The organism is Nonomuraea insulae, assembly GCF_042656245.1.
Map to the genome: position 1 here is coordinate 166,917 of NZ_JBHSPA010000115.1, position 14,429 is coordinate 181,345.

Annotated in this window: 12 protein-coding genes and 1 tRNA gene; 10 read left to right on the forward strand and 3 right to left on the reverse strand. The window is 71.1% G+C overall.

Annotated features, from left to right (window positions below):
• Window positions 1–3 precede the first annotated feature (3 nt).
• The 3 genes from ACFPZ3_RS64215 (at window position 4) to ACFPZ3_RS64225 (ending at window position 5,024) form a co-directional block, all read left to right on the forward strand.
• Window positions 4–642, forward strand: a complete 639-nt coding sequence (locus tag ACFPZ3_RS64215) for an amino acid ABC transporter permease (RefSeq protein WP_379524234.1) — start codon at window positions 4–6, stop codon at window positions 640–642.
• Between the two features lies 1 nt (window position 643).
• Complete coding sequence (locus tag ACFPZ3_RS64220) at window positions 644–1,996, forward strand: MmgE/PrpD family protein (protein ID WP_379524235.1); 1,353 nt, start codon at window positions 644–646, stop codon at window positions 1,994–1,996.
• 223 nt (window positions 1,997–2,219) lie between these two features.
• Window positions 2,220–5,024 (forward strand): AfsR/SARP family transcriptional regulator, encoded by a 2,805-nt coding sequence (locus ACFPZ3_RS64225; RefSeq protein ID WP_379524236.1) that lies wholly within the window; start codon window positions 2,220–2,222, stop codon window positions 5,022–5,024.
• A gap of 60 nt (window positions 5,025–5,084) precedes the next feature.
• On the opposite strand, the gene selA is transcribed toward ACFPZ3_RS64225, so the two are convergent.
• The 3 genes from selA to ACFPZ3_RS64240 all read right to left on the reverse strand — a co-directional run bounded on the left by selA (window position 5,085) and on the right by ACFPZ3_RS64240 (window position 7,810).
• Window positions 5,085–6,395 (reverse strand): L-seryl-tRNA(Sec) selenium transferase, encoded by a 1,311-nt coding sequence (gene selA / locus ACFPZ3_RS64230; RefSeq protein ID WP_379524237.1) that lies wholly within the window; start codon window positions 6,393–6,395, stop codon window positions 5,085–5,087.
• Window positions 6,396–6,512: 117 nt separating this feature from the next.
• Window positions 6,513–7,691 (reverse strand): cysteine desulfurase family protein, encoded by a 1,179-nt coding sequence (locus ACFPZ3_RS64235; protein WP_379524238.1) that lies wholly within the window; start codon window positions 7,689–7,691, stop codon window positions 6,513–6,515.
• A complete protein-coding gene (locus ACFPZ3_RS64240; protein ID WP_379524239.1) occupies window positions 7,688–7,810 on the reverse strand; it encodes a hypothetical protein in 123 nt (40 codons plus the stop codon). Before ACFPZ3_RS64240 ends, ACFPZ3_RS64235 begins: the two co-directional genes overlap by 4 nt.
• Window positions 7,811–7,973: 163 nt before the next feature.
• Between ACFPZ3_RS64240 and selD the strand changes: the two genes are divergently transcribed.
• The 7 genes from selD to ACFPZ3_RS64275 all read left to right on the forward strand — a co-directional run bounded on the left by selD (window position 7,974) and on the right by ACFPZ3_RS64275 (window position 14,423).
• Window positions 7,974–8,966: a selenide, water dikinase SelD gene (gene selD, locus ACFPZ3_RS64245; protein ID WP_379524240.1), complete on the forward strand. Its 993-nt coding sequence runs from the start codon at window positions 7,974–7,976 to the stop codon at window positions 8,964–8,966.
• A gap of 122 nt (window positions 8,967–9,088) precedes the next feature.
• Window positions 9,089–9,182 (forward strand) — tRNA-Sec (locus tag ACFPZ3_RS64250).
• Window positions 9,183–9,300: 118 nt separating this feature from the next.
• Entirely contained in the window at window positions 9,301–11,037 is a 1,737-nt protein-coding gene (selB, locus tag ACFPZ3_RS64255) for a selenocysteine-specific translation elongation factor (RefSeq protein ID WP_379524241.1), read from the forward strand.
• On the forward strand, window positions 11,000–11,443 hold the full coding sequence (locus ACFPZ3_RS64260) for a rhodanese-like domain-containing protein (RefSeq protein WP_379524242.1): 444 nt from the start codon (window positions 11,000–11,002) through the stop codon (window positions 11,441–11,443). The genes selB and ACFPZ3_RS64260 overlap by 38 nt, the downstream gene beginning before the upstream one ends.
• Window positions 11,444–11,679: 236 nt before the next feature.
• Window positions 11,680–13,506: an AfsR/SARP family transcriptional regulator gene (locus tag ACFPZ3_RS64265; protein WP_379524243.1), complete on the forward strand. Its 1,827-nt coding sequence runs from the start codon at window positions 11,680–11,682 to the stop codon at window positions 13,504–13,506.
• Between the two features lie 154 nt (window positions 13,507–13,660).
• Window positions 13,661–13,861, forward strand: coding sequence for a hypothetical protein (locus ACFPZ3_RS64270; protein WP_379524244.1), 201 nt, complete (start codon window positions 13,661–13,663; stop codon window positions 13,859–13,861).
• Between the two features lie 31 nt (window positions 13,862–13,892).
• On the forward strand, window positions 13,893–14,423 hold the full coding sequence (locus ACFPZ3_RS64275; protein WP_379524245.1) for a MauE/DoxX family redox-associated membrane protein: 531 nt from the start codon (window positions 13,893–13,895) through the stop codon (window positions 14,421–14,423).
• Window positions 14,424–14,429: the final 6 nt, after the last annotated feature.

Below are 14,429 nucleotides of genomic sequence, written 5' to 3' on the forward strand. Positions count from 1 at the left end.
GGGATGAACGTCATATGGGGCAACTTCGGCTACATGATCGGTGGTCTCACCTGGACGCTGAGCATCTCCGGGATCGCCATTCTGGGCAGCCTCGCGCTCGGCACCGTGCTCGCCCTGCTGCGCCTTTCGCACTGCGGGTGGCTGCGTTATCCGGCCGTGGCGATCGTCGAGGGAGTGCGCAGCGTGCCCTTGATCCTTTTCATCTTCTTCACGTACTTCATGATCGCGGCGCAGGGATACGACGTGTCGGCGTTCTGGTCGTGCACCCTCGCATTGATCATCTACATCGGTGCGTACGTGGCGGAAATCGTTCGCGGCGGCATACAGAGCATCGAGCGGGGGCAGGCGGAGGCCGCCCGCGCTTCGGGCCTGTCCAGCTTCGCGACCATGAGGTACGTCATCCTGCCGCAGGCGACCCGGCGCATGATGCCGGCCCTCGTCTCGCAGATGATCGTGCTGATCAAGGATACTTCGGTAGCCACCATCATCGGCATTCCCGAGTTCTTCACCCGGGTGCTGGAAGCGAACGCGCGGAGTCTCGCCTACCCGTTCCAGCTGCTGTTCTTCGCCGCCGTGATCTATTTCGTCATCTGCTACTCGCTCAGCCTTCTCTCACGACGGCTCGAACTGAAGGTGGCCTGAAATGGAAATTCTCGCTGATCTCGTCGACGCCGACTGGTCCCGGCTGCCGGAGTCATCCCGGGAGTCCGTGCGATTCGCCTTCGCCGACTTCTTCGCGGTGTCCCTGGCCGGTGTCGCGGACCGGCCGTACCGCATCCTGGCCGACTATCTGCGACGTACGGGCGCCGGCCCGATACCCCTGCCCGGTGGCAGTGGCCTCACCACCAGGCACGCCGCCATCGGCTGGGGCGCGCTCGCACACGGCCGCGACTACGACGACGTCTCCGAAGTACTGCACGGCCATCCCTCGGCGGTGCTCATCCCGGCCGTGCTGGCGCTCGGCCACCAGGAACGGGCCAGCGGCGCGGAACTCGCCGACGCCTACCTCTCGGGGTATGAGGTGATCGGCCGGATAGGCGCCTGCGCGGCCGACGAGCAGCGCGGGCGCGGCTGGCACACGACCGCGACGATCGGCGTGCTGGGAGCCACGATCGCGGCGGCCAGACTCCTCCGGCTGACCCGCGCGCAGGCCAGGCACGCGCTGGGCATCGCGACGTCGCTGGCCTCCGGCGTGCAGGCGAACTTCGGCTCGATGACCAAACCGCTGCACGCGGGCTGGGCAGCGGGCAACGGCGTGCTGGCCGCCGAACTGGCCGCCGCCGGGTTCGAGGCCGGCACGCACGCGCTGACCTCGGACGCCTCCTACCTCCAGGTGTTCGGCGGCACCTGGCCTCCGCCGCGAACGGACCGGCCGTACATCGACGCCGGAATCCGCTTCAAGCCATACCCGTGCTGCGGATCGGCGACCGGCCTGGTCGATTGCGCGGTACGGCTGCACCCGTCCATCGCCGCGCAGATCCCCGCGATCACGGCCATCACCTGCACGATCTCCGCGCAGACGAGCCGTACGCTGCGATTCCCCTCCCCCGTCACCGGCGACGAGGCGCGTTTCAGCCCGGAGTTCTGCGTCGCCCAGGCGCTCACCACGGGCGAGCTGACCGAGCGCTGCTTCCGGGAGGAGTCGCCCGCGCGGCTTTCCGCGCTCGCACCGCTCATGCGCAAGGTGACCCGCGACGTGCTCGACGAGGCCACGCTCCCATCGAACGCCAAGGACGTACGGCTCACCGTCACCCTTTCCGACGGCCGCGAGATGACCGCGTCATCGACCGCGCCCAAAGGCCATCCGCGCGATCCGATGTCCCGTACGGAACTGCGCGCGAAATTCGAAGAATGCACCCGCGGCGTACTGACACCGGACGCCGGGGACACTCTTTTCTCGCGGCTGTGCCGTATCGACCAGGAGCCGTCTGCCGCGGACCTCCTGAACGACGTGCTGTCGGCCGTCGACGACGGCACGGGCCATTCCGCTTCCTGAGACCTGTGCCGTGCCGATACTCGACCGCACTGCTGGTGGAACGACCCCGAGGTCAAGCTCTGCTCGGTGAAGACGAAGACCTGCCCGTAGGCCACTCCCCCTTGCCATCATCGCCGTCGTCATCAGCGAAGGCCGGAAAGTCCAGGCCGGGTTTCATAAGGTCTTGAGCCACACGTTGATCGCAACGATGTCACCGGCGCACCACATGCAAGGAGTCGGAACCTTGGTTGACGCGGTTTTCAAGGTGCTGGGTCCGGTGCAGGTGTGCCGGCCCGATGGTCAGCAGATTCTTCTGGGTGGCAAGCCGCGCGCTGTGCTCGCCGTCCTGCTGTTCAATGTCAACACGGTGGTTTCCAGGGAGCGGTTGATGGCGACGCTCTGGGAGGATCCTCCTGCCTCAGCCATCGCCAACCTGCACAACCACGTCTCCCAGCTGCGCAAACTGCTGCCCTCCGGCACGCAGCTCGCCACCACGAAGGCGGGATACCTTTTGCAGGCATCCGTCGAGCAGGTGGATCTCCTGCAGTTCGAACGGGCGGTACGGCTCGCACACGCCGAGGACGAGCAGGGCGACCTGCACGCCGCCGCCCGCCACTACGAGAGAGCTCTATCCATGTGGCGCGGCAAGCCTGCCGAAGGCACCAAGCTCACCGGCCCCATGCTCGCCCACCTGACCGAACTGGAAGAACGACTGGCGGCGGCGAAACTGAACTGGGCGGCGGCGAAGATCGCCCTCGGCCGGCCTGCGGAGGCGATAGAAGGCCTGCGCGGTTTCGTCGTCGAACAGCCCCTGTGCGAGCGCGCCTGGCAGTTGATCATGATCGGGCATACGCAGACCGGCCAACGCGACAAAGCACTCGAAGCCTTCCGGCAGGCCCGCTCAGTGCTCACCGGCGAACTCGGCATCGAACCAGGTGAAGAGCTCCAGCAGCTCCACGCTGCCATCCTGGCCGACACCAAGCCGGCCGGCGGCCCCGCGCCACGCACGCGGATCTGCCGGCTCCCCTCGGACGTCAAATACTTCAGCGGCCGCGAACCCGAGCTGGCCGACCTTGACCGGCTGCTCTGCTCAGCAGCTGAGCAGCCACCCAACGCCGCCACGACATGTGTGATCAGCGGCACCGGAGGAGTCGGAAAGACCTCCCTCGCCGTGCACTGGGCTCACCGGCTGCGCGACCGCTTTCCCGACGGTCAGCTTTACGTGGACCTGCAAGGGTTCAGCCCCTCCGCAACACCGATGCCGCCCCATCACGCCATCCGGATCCTCCTGGGATTCCTCCAAGCGCCGCACGACCGGATACCACCCACCTTCGAAGAACAGATCGCTCTGTATCGCAACCTGCTGACCGGTAGACGAGTGCTCCTCCTGCTGGACGACGCTCGCGAGCCGGATCAGGTACGCCCGCTACTCCCCCCGACACCGGACACCCTCACCCTGGTCACCAGCCGGACCATGCTCACCGGCCTGATCGCCGAGGGCGCTGAACTCCTGCGGCTGACCCCGCTGTCCCACCTCCAAGCGGGCCGGCTGCTGAAACGCCGCCTGGGGCCCAACCGGGTAACGGCCGAACGCGAGGCAGCCGACGACATCATCAAGACCTGCGCCGGGCTACCGCTGGCGCTGAGCATCGTCGCCGCACGAGCCATCATCAACGCCGACCTGCCCCTGGCCGCGCTCGCCGAAGAGCTTCAGCCGGAGAGCACCCGGCTGGACGCGCTGCAAACCGAAGAGCTCAACACCGACCTGCGAGAGGTCTTCAGCTCCTCCTACCGTGTGCTGGCCCCTCAAGCAGCCGACACCTTCGCCCATCTGGGCCTGGCCCCTGGGCCGGACATCAGCCTGGCGGCCGCCACCAGCCTGATCGGCCAGCCCCACGCTCACACCCGCGCCCTGTTACGCACCCTCGAAACCGCTCACCTGCTCCACCAATACGCCCCAGGCCGCTACCGGATGCACGATCTCGTCCGCCTCTACGCCATCGAACGCGGACACCTCGACCTGAGCGTGGCTGACCGCACCGCCGCCGTGCGCCGCCTGGTGGACTTCTACCTGCACACCTCGCACGCCGCCGACCGCCTGCTCTCCCCTCACCGCCGCGGCACCATCGACCTGGACGCGCCCGCTCCCGGCTGCCTGCCGACCCCGTTGGCCAGCGCGGCAGCGGCCCAAACCTGGTTCACAGCCGAACACCCCTGCCTGCTCGCCGCCCAGCGACTGGCCGATGAACATGATCTGCACGCCTCCGTCTGGCGGCTGGCCTGGACTCTCGACGCCTTTCACCTAGCCCACAACCTGCTCCAGGACTGCGTAGCCACCTGGCGCACGGCGGCCACTGCCACGCGACACCTCACCGATTCAGACGTTCACGCCCTGGTCCGCCAGCTACTCGGCCGCGCCTGCTCCCGAGCGGGCCATCACGAGGAATCCCTGTCCCACCTCGCCCACGCCCTGGCCCGCTACGAGAAAACCGGAAACATCGCCGGCCAGGCCCGCACACGCCATTCGCTCGCGATCGCCTGGGCATATCGGCAACAGCCCGAACAGGCACTGGTCCACCTGGAGCACGCGCGGCAACTGTACAAAGATGTCGGCGACGCGGTGGCAGAAGGCAACGTGCTCAACTCCCTGGGCTGGAGTCAGGCGCTGCTCGACGACTTCGTCCCTGCCCGCAAGCATTGCGAGCAGGCGCTATCCCTGCTCCGCCGGCACGGCGACCGCCTCGGCGAGGCGGCGACACTCGACAGCCTCGGCTACATCGCCCATCACACCGGCCGCCGGGCCCAAGCCCTCGACCACTACCACCACGCCCTCACCCTGCGGCGCGAATTCGGCTATGCCAGCCTTGAGGCCGAAACGCTCTCCCGCCTCGGCGACACCTACCACGCCCTCGACCGGCACACCGAAGCCGCCCAAGCCTGGAAACAGGCACTGACCATCTTCCAAGACCAACACCGCGCCACCGGAATCAAGGACGTCCAAGCCAAACTCGAAACACTGAACACCACCCCAGGCGAATCATCGACCTGAAACATCCGCCGACGAGACCGGCCCGGCGGAGTCCTGCCCGGGTCGGGATGACCTTCGCACTCACTCCGCCGCCAGCACGGCATGAACGCTCGCCAGCAGCGTGTCGTCGTGATCGGCCGGCACCGCGCGCAGGTCGAGCAGGCATCGGCCGTTCTCCACGCGGGCGAGTACAGGTGGCCGGGCCCGGCGCAGCGCGGCGGCCACCCGGCCGTCCAGCGCGACGGCGGCGCTCGGCAGGGACACCCCGGGCGCCCCGCCGCCGCCGACCACGCTCTGGCTGTCGACGGCCTCGGCGTCGATCCCCTGGTCACGCAGCCGGGCCGCCAGGCGTTCCGCGCGGGACCTCAGCGTGGCCTGATCGGCGTGCAGGCTCTCCCAGGTCGGCGTCGGCGGGCCGGAGACCGTGGCCTCCAGCGCCGCCAGCGTGACCTTGTCCACCCGCAGCGCGCGAGCGAGGGGATGGCGGCGCAGCCGGTCCACGATGGCGGCGCGGCCGAACAGCAGCCCGCACTGGGGGCCGCCGAGGAGTTTGTCCCCGCTGGTGGTGACGAGGTCCGCACCCTCGTCCAACCAGCTCGTCACGTCGGGCTCGCGGGGCAGCAGCGGCTCGGGACCCAGCAGCCCGGAGCCGGCATCGCCGACGAGCGGGATCCCACGCTCCCGGCACAGCTCCGACAGCCGCGCCACCGGGACGTCGGCCGTGAAGCCCTCGATCCGGTAGTTGGACGGGTGCACCTTCAGCACCATGCCCGTCTGCGGCCCGATCGCGCCGGCGTAGTCCGTGATGGCGGTGCGGTTGGTCATGCCGACCTCGCGCAGCCGCGCCCCCGTGGAGACGAGCAGGTCGGGCAGGCGAAACCCGTCGCCGATCTCGATCAGCTCCCCCCGGCTGATCACGATCTCGGCGCCGGCCGCCAGCGTGGTCGCCGCCAGCACGAGCGCGGCCGCGTTGTTGTTCACCACGTGCACCGCCTCTGCCGCGGGCACCGCGGCGGCCAGCGCGGCCAGCGCGGTACGCCCCCGCCTGCCACGGCCGCCCGTGCCCAGGTCGAGCTCGACGTCGGTGACCCCGGCGGCCAGCTCCACCGCCTGGCGGGCGGCGTCCGACAGCGGAGCGCGGCCCAGGTTGGTGTGCAGCAGCACGCCGGTGGCGTTGATCACCGGCAGCAGGCCGGAAGCGAAGGCGGGCAGCGCCTCCAGCACCGCGGCCAGGACCTCTCCAGGCGCGAGTTCTCCGTCCCTGGCGCGCTGCTGCGCCACGACGATCGCGGCCCTGACCCGGGCGTGGCCGAGCCGCGGCAGCGCCTCGGCCAGCCGGGGGTCGGCGAGCAGCGCGTCCGTCCGTGGAATGGATCGACGATGGTCTGCCACGCTAAGGACGTCCGATCAGCGTGCGGAGCACAAGGTCTCCGGGTCTCGTACGGGGCTGATCACGCATCATATGATCATCGGCCTTCTGGCGGCATAGGGAGAGTCGCCGATCTGCGGTCACAGGGTGAGCGCGGGCATCTGGGCAGCGTCGATCAAGGCGGCCGCGGCCGTCGCGATGCCGGTCTCGGTGCTCCAGCGGCCCAGCGACAACCGCACCGCGCTCAGTGCCCTGCCGGTGCCCTGGCCCATGGCCGACAGCACGGGAGAGGGAGTGTGGGTGCCGCTGTGGCAGGCCGAGCCGGTGGAGGCGGCCACCGCGGGCGCGGCGGCGAGGAGGTCGAACCCGCGCACGCCGTCGATGCTGATGTTCAGCGTGTTCGGCAGGCGCCGGCCGGCCGCGCCGTTGAGGTGGACGCGGTCCTGCAGCGCCGCGGCCAGACGGCGGTGCAGGTCATCACGCAGGCGACTGAGGCGCGCGGGCGCGCCGGTGGCGAGGTCGTGAGCGGCCAGGCCGGCGGCGGCGCCCAGGGCGACGGCCAGGGCGATGTTCTCGGTGCCGGCGCGCATGCCGCGCTCCTGCCCGCCGCCGTAGACGACCGGCTCCAGCGCCACACCGTCACGCACGTACAGCGCGGCGATGCCCTTGGGCGCGTACATCTTGTGCCCGACCACGGTCAGCAGGTCCACGCCCCATCCTCGGACATCGAGCGGGATCTTGCCGGCGGCCTGGGCGGCATCGCAGTGGAACAGCGCGCCGCGGGCGTGGGCGAGGGCGGCGAGGCACGGAATGGGCTGCAGGACACCGGTTTCGTTGTTGGCGGCCATGACCGACACCAGCACCGTCTCCTCGGTGAGGGCGGCCTCCAGCGCGGCGGCGTCGACGAGGCCGTCGCCGTCCACCGGCAGCGTCGTCACCCGCGCGCCATGCAGGCGCCGCAGGGCGCGACAGGTTTCCAGCACGGCCGGATGCTCGGTGGCCTGGGTTATCACGTGCGGACGCGACCGGCCGGAGGCCAGCACCGCGCCGCGCAGGGCCAGCAGGTTCGCCTCGGAGCCGGAGGCGGTGAACACCAGCTCGGACGCACGGGCCCCGATCAGATCGGCGACCTGGACGCGTGCTGCCGTCAGTGCCTGACGCGGCCGCTCAGCGTAGCGGTGACCGCTGGAGGGGTTGCCGAACCAGGTGGTCAGGTACGGCGTCATCGCTTCGGCGACGCGCGGATCGACGGGGGTGGTGGCGTTGTAGTCGAGATAGACCGGCCCATCGGAGGGCCCGGTGGCGAGCACGTCGCTCATGCCCGCTCCTCGGCGTCGCGGCCGGCGGGCATGGCGCCCTGGCGGCTCCCGGCCAGGTCGCGCGGCAGCGGGAACGCCTCGCAGAGCCGCACATGGGAACACGTGAAGGTCTTCGCCATGAGATCCTCCCTGAATCTCCTCAGCGCCCCAAGGCCGCCCGCCGACCTGGCCGCAGCCCAGGCTTCAGGGCGGACGAAGCCCGGTTCGTTCAGCGGCCCGTCGGTACGGGAGTCAACCGCGAAAACCCAACCATAGAGGCCTTTGTCACCTTAGAGTGCGATCATGAAGAGGCTCACACAGTACGCCCAAGGCGGCGGCTGCGCCTGCAAGATCCCCGCGGGAGACCTGGAACGGCTACTGGGCAGCGCGGAGATGCCTCTTCCACGAGAACCCGCGGCAGAACTCCTCGTGGGCCTGGAATCCGGCGACGACGCCGCCGTGGTCCGCACCCAGGACGGGACCGTGATCATCAGCACGGCCGACTTCTTCACCCCGGTGGTCGACGACCCCTATGACTGGGGCCGCATCGCCGCGGCCAACGCCCTCTCCGACGTCTACGCCATGGGCGGGCGCCCGGTGGTCGCGCTCAACCTCCTGTGCTGGCCCCCTGACCTCCTGCCCTACGAGCTGGCCTCCGAGGTGCTGCGGGGCGGCGCCGAGGTGGCCGCACAGGCCGGCTGCCATCTGGCCGGCGGGCACAGCGTCATCGACGCCGAGCCCAAGTACGGCCTGGCCGTCACCGGCATCGCCGATCCCGGCCGGCTGCTCCGCAACGACGCCGGCCGCCCCGGCCTGCCGCTGTCCCTGACCAAGCCGCTCGGCCTGGGCGTGCTCAACAACCGGCACAAGAGCACCGGCGAGGTGTTCCCGCACGCCGTGGAGACCATGACCAGGCTCAACGCGGACGCCTCCCGCGCGGCCCTGGCCGCCGGCATCCGCTGCGCCACCGACGTCACCGGCTTCGGCCTGCTGGGCCACCTGCACAAACTCGCCCGCGCCTCCCGGGTCACCGCCGTGATCCACGCCTCGGCCGTCCCCGTGCTGGACGGCGCGGCGCAGGCCATACGGGAAGAGTTCGTCCCTGGGGGTTCCCGGCGCAACCTCGACTGGGTGGCCCCCCACCTCGACCGTGGCGACGTCCCGGAGGAGACCCTGCTGCTCCTCGCCGACGCGCAGACCTCAGGGGGACTGCTCGTCGCCGGGGAGATCCCCGGCGCTCCCGTGATCGGCGAACTGATCGAACACACCGGACACACCATCATCGTCCGTCCTTGACCTGACCTGCTCCTTCAGACAGACCTGGCCGGCGCGCCAAGCCTCATCGGGTGGAGGGATCGTGCGGCCGTCAATGCCATATGCGTGAGTTCGATGTGATTCACAGGTCTATGATCTCTCCCGGAGGCGTTTGGGAGTCTGGTGGCCCTCCTGGTCTTCAAAACCAGTGGCGCCGAGTATCTCGGCGCGGCGGGTTCGATTCCCGTCCGCCTCCGCTGATCTGCGAATCGGGGAATGGATCGCGAGTGGATCGACGCAGTTCTGTGCCGCGGGCTCCGCACTCCCCCGCCGCCGTCGCGGCGGGCGCCGGCTCCACCGGCGCCGAAGAGCGCGTATGCACGTGATCGCGACGGCCGGCCACGTGGACCACGGCAAGTCGACGCTGGTCCGGGCGCTGACCGGCATGGAGCCCGACCGCTGGGCCGAGGAACGCCGCCGCGGCATGACCCTCGACCTCGGGTTCGCCTGGACCAGGCTCGGATCCGGCGAGCGGATCGCGTTCGTCGACGTCCCAGGACACGAGCGGTTCGTCACCAACATGCTGGCCGGAGTGGGGCCCTGCCCCGCGGCGATGCTCGTCGTGGCCGCCGACCAAGGCTGGCAGGCCCAGTCGGCCGAGCACCTGGCGGCATTGGACGCCCTGGGCGTACGGCACGGCCTCGCGGTCGTCACCCGAGCCGACCTCGCCGATCCTGAGCCCGCTCTGAGACAGGTTCACGGCCACCTGCGGAAGACCGGCCTGGCGGGGATCGACAGCGTCGTCGTCAGCGGACGGACTCGGCAGGGGCTCGACGAGCTGGAGACCGCCCTGGCCCGGCTCGCCGCCACGCTTCCCGAGCCGGACACAGAGGACGCCGTCCGGTTGTGGATCGACCGGGTGTTCACCGTCACCGGGGCGGGGACCGTCGTCACCGGCACCCTGACCAGGGGAACGCTCCGCGTCGGCGACGAACTGGAGGCGAACGGAAACCGGGTCAGGATCCGGGCGCTGCAGACACTCGGCGAGAAGACGGAGCGGGTCTCCGCCACCGCCCGCGTCGCCGTCAACCTGCGGGGGGCCGACCGCGCCGGCCTGTCCCGCGGCATGGCGCTGGTGACACCGCAGGCGTGGTTACCAGCCCAGGTCATCGACGTCCGGCTGAACCCCGCCATGGACACCCGCGGGGAGAGGGCGATTCTCCACCTGGGATCGGCCGCCGTGCCCGTCAGGATCCGCCTGCTGGGAGCCGACACCGCCAGGCTCACCCTTGACCGTCCCCTGCCCCTCAGGACAGGGGATCGGGGCCTGCTCCGCGACCCCGGCAGGCGGGAGATCGTCGCCGGGCTCCTCGTGCTGGACGTCCGCCCCGCCGTGCTGCGGCGCCGGGGCGCCGCAGCGACCAGGGCGGCCGCGCTCGACGAAGTGACTCTGCCCGACGCGGCGGCGCTGCTGCGCTGGCACGGCCTGCTGACGGGCGGCGAGCTCAGGGCGATGGGCTGCCCTCCCGCCGGGACGCCGGTGGCCGGCGACTGGTACGCCGACCCTGGACACTGGGCGTCGCTGACCCGCCGGCTCGCCGACCACGTCGCGCAACGGCCCCCGCTCGACCCGGGGATCACCGTGGACGCCGCGGCCCAGCTGCTCGATCTGCCCGATCGGCGGCTCGCCGAAGCACTCGTCGCACCGCCGCTGGTGGTCGAGGGCGGGCGCATCCTGCCCGCCGGCAGGTCACTGCCGCCCGCGATCGCCAAGGCGGTCGCGCAACTGACCGCAGACCTCGCCGAGCACCCCTTCAACGCTCCCACCGCCGAACGCCTGAACGAACTCGGCCTCACGGGCAAGGCGCTGTCGGCCGCGCTCCATGCGGGCGCGGTGCTGTCGATCGCGAAGAACGTCGTGCTCCTGCCCGACGCACTGGACAAGGCCGCGGACACGCTCGCGGAACTTCCCTCACCCTTCACCGTCAGCGACGCACGGGTGGCCCTGGCCACCAGCCGCCGCGTCGCCCTTCCTGTCCTGGAGTGTCTCGATGCCCGGGGAATCACTCAGCGCGTTGACAACGACCAGCGAGCCTTCCGCCCGAGCGACTGAGGTCGACCGGCTGCTGGCGCAGGCTCGTACGGGGCTCCGGCGCCTGCGGCCCGCAGAGGCGTGGTCCGCCGTGGGCCGCGGCGCGAAACTCGTCGACACCCGGCCCGAGCACCAGCGCAGAGCCGCGGGAGAGATCCCCGGAGCCGTCGTGATCGAACGCAACCACCTGGAATGGCGGCTCGACCCCACGTGCGAGTCCCGCATTCCCGAGGCGAGCTCCCGCAACACCCAGTGGATCGTCATCTGCGCAGAAGGATACTCATCCTCGCTGGCCGCGGCGGCGCTACGCGAACTCGGGCTGCACAACGCCACCGACGTCATCGGCGGGTTCGACGCCTGGACGGAGGCCGGCCTGCCGACGGTCCACCCCGCCCGGCCCACGCCACCGCGCGGGCCGGGAGAGTGAGCTTTCGCGGCGCCTGCTGACAGCCGCATCGCGGATCCTTCTCTGTAAAGGTCGCGGGCCTGGGAAACCGCTGCTCAACGGGGCAACCTGACAAGGAGTTCGCCCCGGCGGCGACGGTGTGATCAAGAGCTCGGGAAAGACCGGAAAAGCCATTTCCCGGGCGATGCGGGGAGAGTAGCTTGGATCTTGCTCGGGCTGGACTCGGGGCGTCCGGCCGGTGCGAAAGGCGGGATCGATTGCGATTTCAACTCCTCGGCCCGATGCGGATCCAGTCCGCCGGCACGCCGCTGCGCATCGCGGCGCCCAAGCAGCGCACGCTCCTCGCCATGCTGCTCGCGCACGCGGGGCGGCCCGTGCCGGTCTCCTCGCTGGTCGACGAGGTGTGGGACGAGCGGCCGCCGTCCTCGGCGGTGGCGAACCTGCGGACGTACCTCATGCGGCTGCGCCACCTGCTCTCCCCCGACGGCCACCCGGACGAGGAGCGGCTGGTCACCTCCGAGGGCGGCTACCTGCTGCGGGTGGAGCCCGCCGAGTTCGACCTCGCCCAGTTCGAGGCGTCGTCCGTGCGTGCCCGCCGGTCCTGTGAGCGGGGGGAACTGGAGGCGGCGCACGACGAGTTCGCCGCGGCCCTGGCGCTGTGGCGGGGAACGCCGGTCGAGGACGTGCCGCTGGGGCCGTCCCTGCGTGAGGTCGTCGCCCACCTGACCGAGCGGTACCTGAGCACCGTCGAGGAGTTCACGGAGGTGCAGTTCGCGCTCGGCAGGCACGCGGCGGCGGCCGAGCGGCTGCGCGCGCTGACGGTGCGCCACCCGCTGCGGGAGGGGTTACGCGGGCGGCTCATGGTCGCGCTGTACCGGTGCGGCGACGTGGCCGGGGCGCTCGACGCCTTCCGTACGGCCCGCCAGGCCCTGGCCGACGAGCTCGACGTGGAACCCGGCCCGGAGCTGCGCCACCTGCACCAGGCGATCCTGCGCCGGGAACCGGACGTGGAACCGCCGGGCGCCCACATCCCCGACCGCCGCCCCCGGCCCCAGCCACGGCAACTGCCCCGGGAACCGGCGGTGTTCACGGGCCGCTCCACCGAGCTCTCCCTCGCCACCCAGGTCCTCCGCCGCGACGACCCCCCAGCCACGCCGCCACCCTGGGATGCCGGGGGAGGATCGCGGGTGCTGGCGCTGCACGGGCCCGCCGGGGCCGGGAAGTCGGCGCTGGCGTTGCGGGCCGCGCACCTGACCGCCGGGCACTACCCCGACGGCCGCCTCTACTCCGACATGCAGGGATGCGCCCCCGAGCTGGCCCCGCTGCGGCCCACCGAGGTGCTCGGCCGGTTCCTGCGGGCGTTGGGCGTGCCGCACGGCGACGTGCCGGCCACGCAGGCCGAGGCGGCGGCGGTCTACCAGTCGATGCTGGCCGACCGGCGGGTGCTGGTGTTCCTCGACAACGCCGCCGACGCCGCGCAGGTCGCGCCCCTGCTGCCGGCCGGCGGTGAGTGCGCGGCGGTGGTCACGAGCCGTCCCATGCTGAGCACCCTGGACGCCGTGCACGTCTCCGTCGGCATGCTCGGCCAGGCGGAGTCCGTACGGATGCTGGCTCTGCTCGCGGGCGAGGCCCGGGTGGCCGCCGAGCCCGCGGCCGCGGCCGACATCGCGCTCCTGTGCGGTCACCAGCCGCTGGCGCTGCGCATCGTCGCCGCCCGCCTGGCCGGCCGCCCCGACTGGTCGCTCGCCCGCTTCGCCGAGCGGCTGCGCGACCGCGGGCGCAGGCTCGACGAGCTGCAGACGGCCGGTCTGAGCGTGCGCTCCTCCTTCGAGGCGAGCCTGGCCGCGCTGAAGGAGTGCCCGGGCAAGGACGTCGCGATGCGCGCCTTCCGCCTGTTCGGCGCGGCCGACCTGCCAGAGATCGGCCTGGCGCACGCCGCCGAACTGCTCGGCGTCGCCGCGGAGGCGGCGGAGGCCGCCCTCGACGAGCTGATGAAGGCACGCCTGCTGGAGCTGATCGACACGGACCGGTTCCACATGCACGAACTGCTGCGCATCTTCGCCGGCGAACTCGCCACCCCCTGAAGCACGCCACCCCGCTGTAGCGCTCCCGGGAAGCGCCACCACGCTGTAGCGGGTTCGGGGAGCGTCCCGTGTGGCGCTCTTGTATCTCCTTTATGGGCCCTCTCCTTACCGTGGTGACCCGACTCGCCACGGCGAAAGGAAAGGTGGTTTCCTCATGACCGCAAACCTGCGTTTACTCGGCGACCGGGTGCTCGAACGGCTGGTGCCAAGGGCCACGGCGAAGGCGGACGTCAGCTACTACAAGCGTTGTGCCTGCTACACCAGCCCGGCCGTCGAGGTCATGAAGCTGTGCCACGTGGTCGGCGGCACGTCCGGATGCACCGGCTGCATCTACTACTTCCTGCGTCCCTGCTGACAGCGGCGCCGGGCGGGCGGGTGGACGACCGATGACGTTCTATCTGCTGATGACCTGCCGGCTGCTGCTGGCCGGGGTCTTCGTGGTGGCGCTGGCGGGCAAGGTACGCGACCGTGCCGCCTTCACGGCGTTCACCGCCTCCATCAGAGCGCTCGGCCTGCTGCCGCGGCACCGGGCGGCGGTGGCGGCGTACGCGCTGGTGGCGGCCGAGATCGTGTCGGCGGCCCTGCTGCTGGCCACCCGGGTAGCGGGGCTCGCCGCGGCGGCCGTGACCCTGGCGGTCATGACCGGCGGCCTCCTGGCCGCGCTACGCCGGGGGCGGCGGGCGCCGTGCCGCTGTTTCGGTCCCTCCACCCGTCCGCTCGGCCGCACGCACGTGGCCCGCAACCTGCTGCTGATCGCGGTCGCCGGCGCCGGGCTGGCCGCCGGCGGCGCCGGTGACCCCGCCCATCCCGCCGGGCTCGTCCTGTCGGCGGTCTCCGCCGCCGTGGGCGTGCTGATCGTCGTACGGCTCGACGATCTCGCGGCCCTGTTCTCCGCCCCCTCCCACGTCCGGAAGTGAGATCGC

Excerpts from the sequence above, each read along its gene's own strand:
- selD (WP_379524240.1), top strand. The coding sequence starts at position 7,974 with ATGAAGAGGCTCACACAGTACGCCCAAGGCGGCGGCTGCGCCTGCAAG.
- ACFPZ3_RS64270 (WP_379524244.1), top strand. The coding sequence starts at position 13,661 with ATGACCGCAAACCTGCGTTTACTCGGCGACCGGGTGCTCGAACGGCTG.
- selB (WP_379524241.1), top strand. The coding sequence starts at position 9,301 with ATGCACGTGATCGCGACGGCCGGCCACGTGGACCACGGCAAGTCGACG.
- ACFPZ3_RS64240 (WP_379524239.1), bottom strand. The coding sequence starts at position 7,810 with ATGGCGAAGACCTTCACGTGTTCCCATGTGCGGCTCTGCGAGGCGTTC.
- ACFPZ3_RS64235 (WP_379524238.1), bottom strand. The coding sequence starts at position 7,691 with ATGAGCGACGTGCTCGCCACCGGGCCCTCCGATGGGCCGGTCTATCTC.
- ACFPZ3_RS64275 (WP_379524245.1), top strand. The coding sequence starts at position 13,893 with ATGACGTTCTATCTGCTGATGACCTGCCGGCTGCTGCTGGCCGGGGTC.
- ACFPZ3_RS64215 (WP_379524234.1), top strand. The coding sequence starts at position 4 with ATGAACGTCATATGGGGCAACTTCGGCTACATGATCGGTGGTCTCACC.
- ACFPZ3_RS64220 (WP_379524235.1), top strand. The coding sequence starts at position 644 with ATGGAAATTCTCGCTGATCTCGTCGACGCCGACTGGTCCCGGCTGCCG.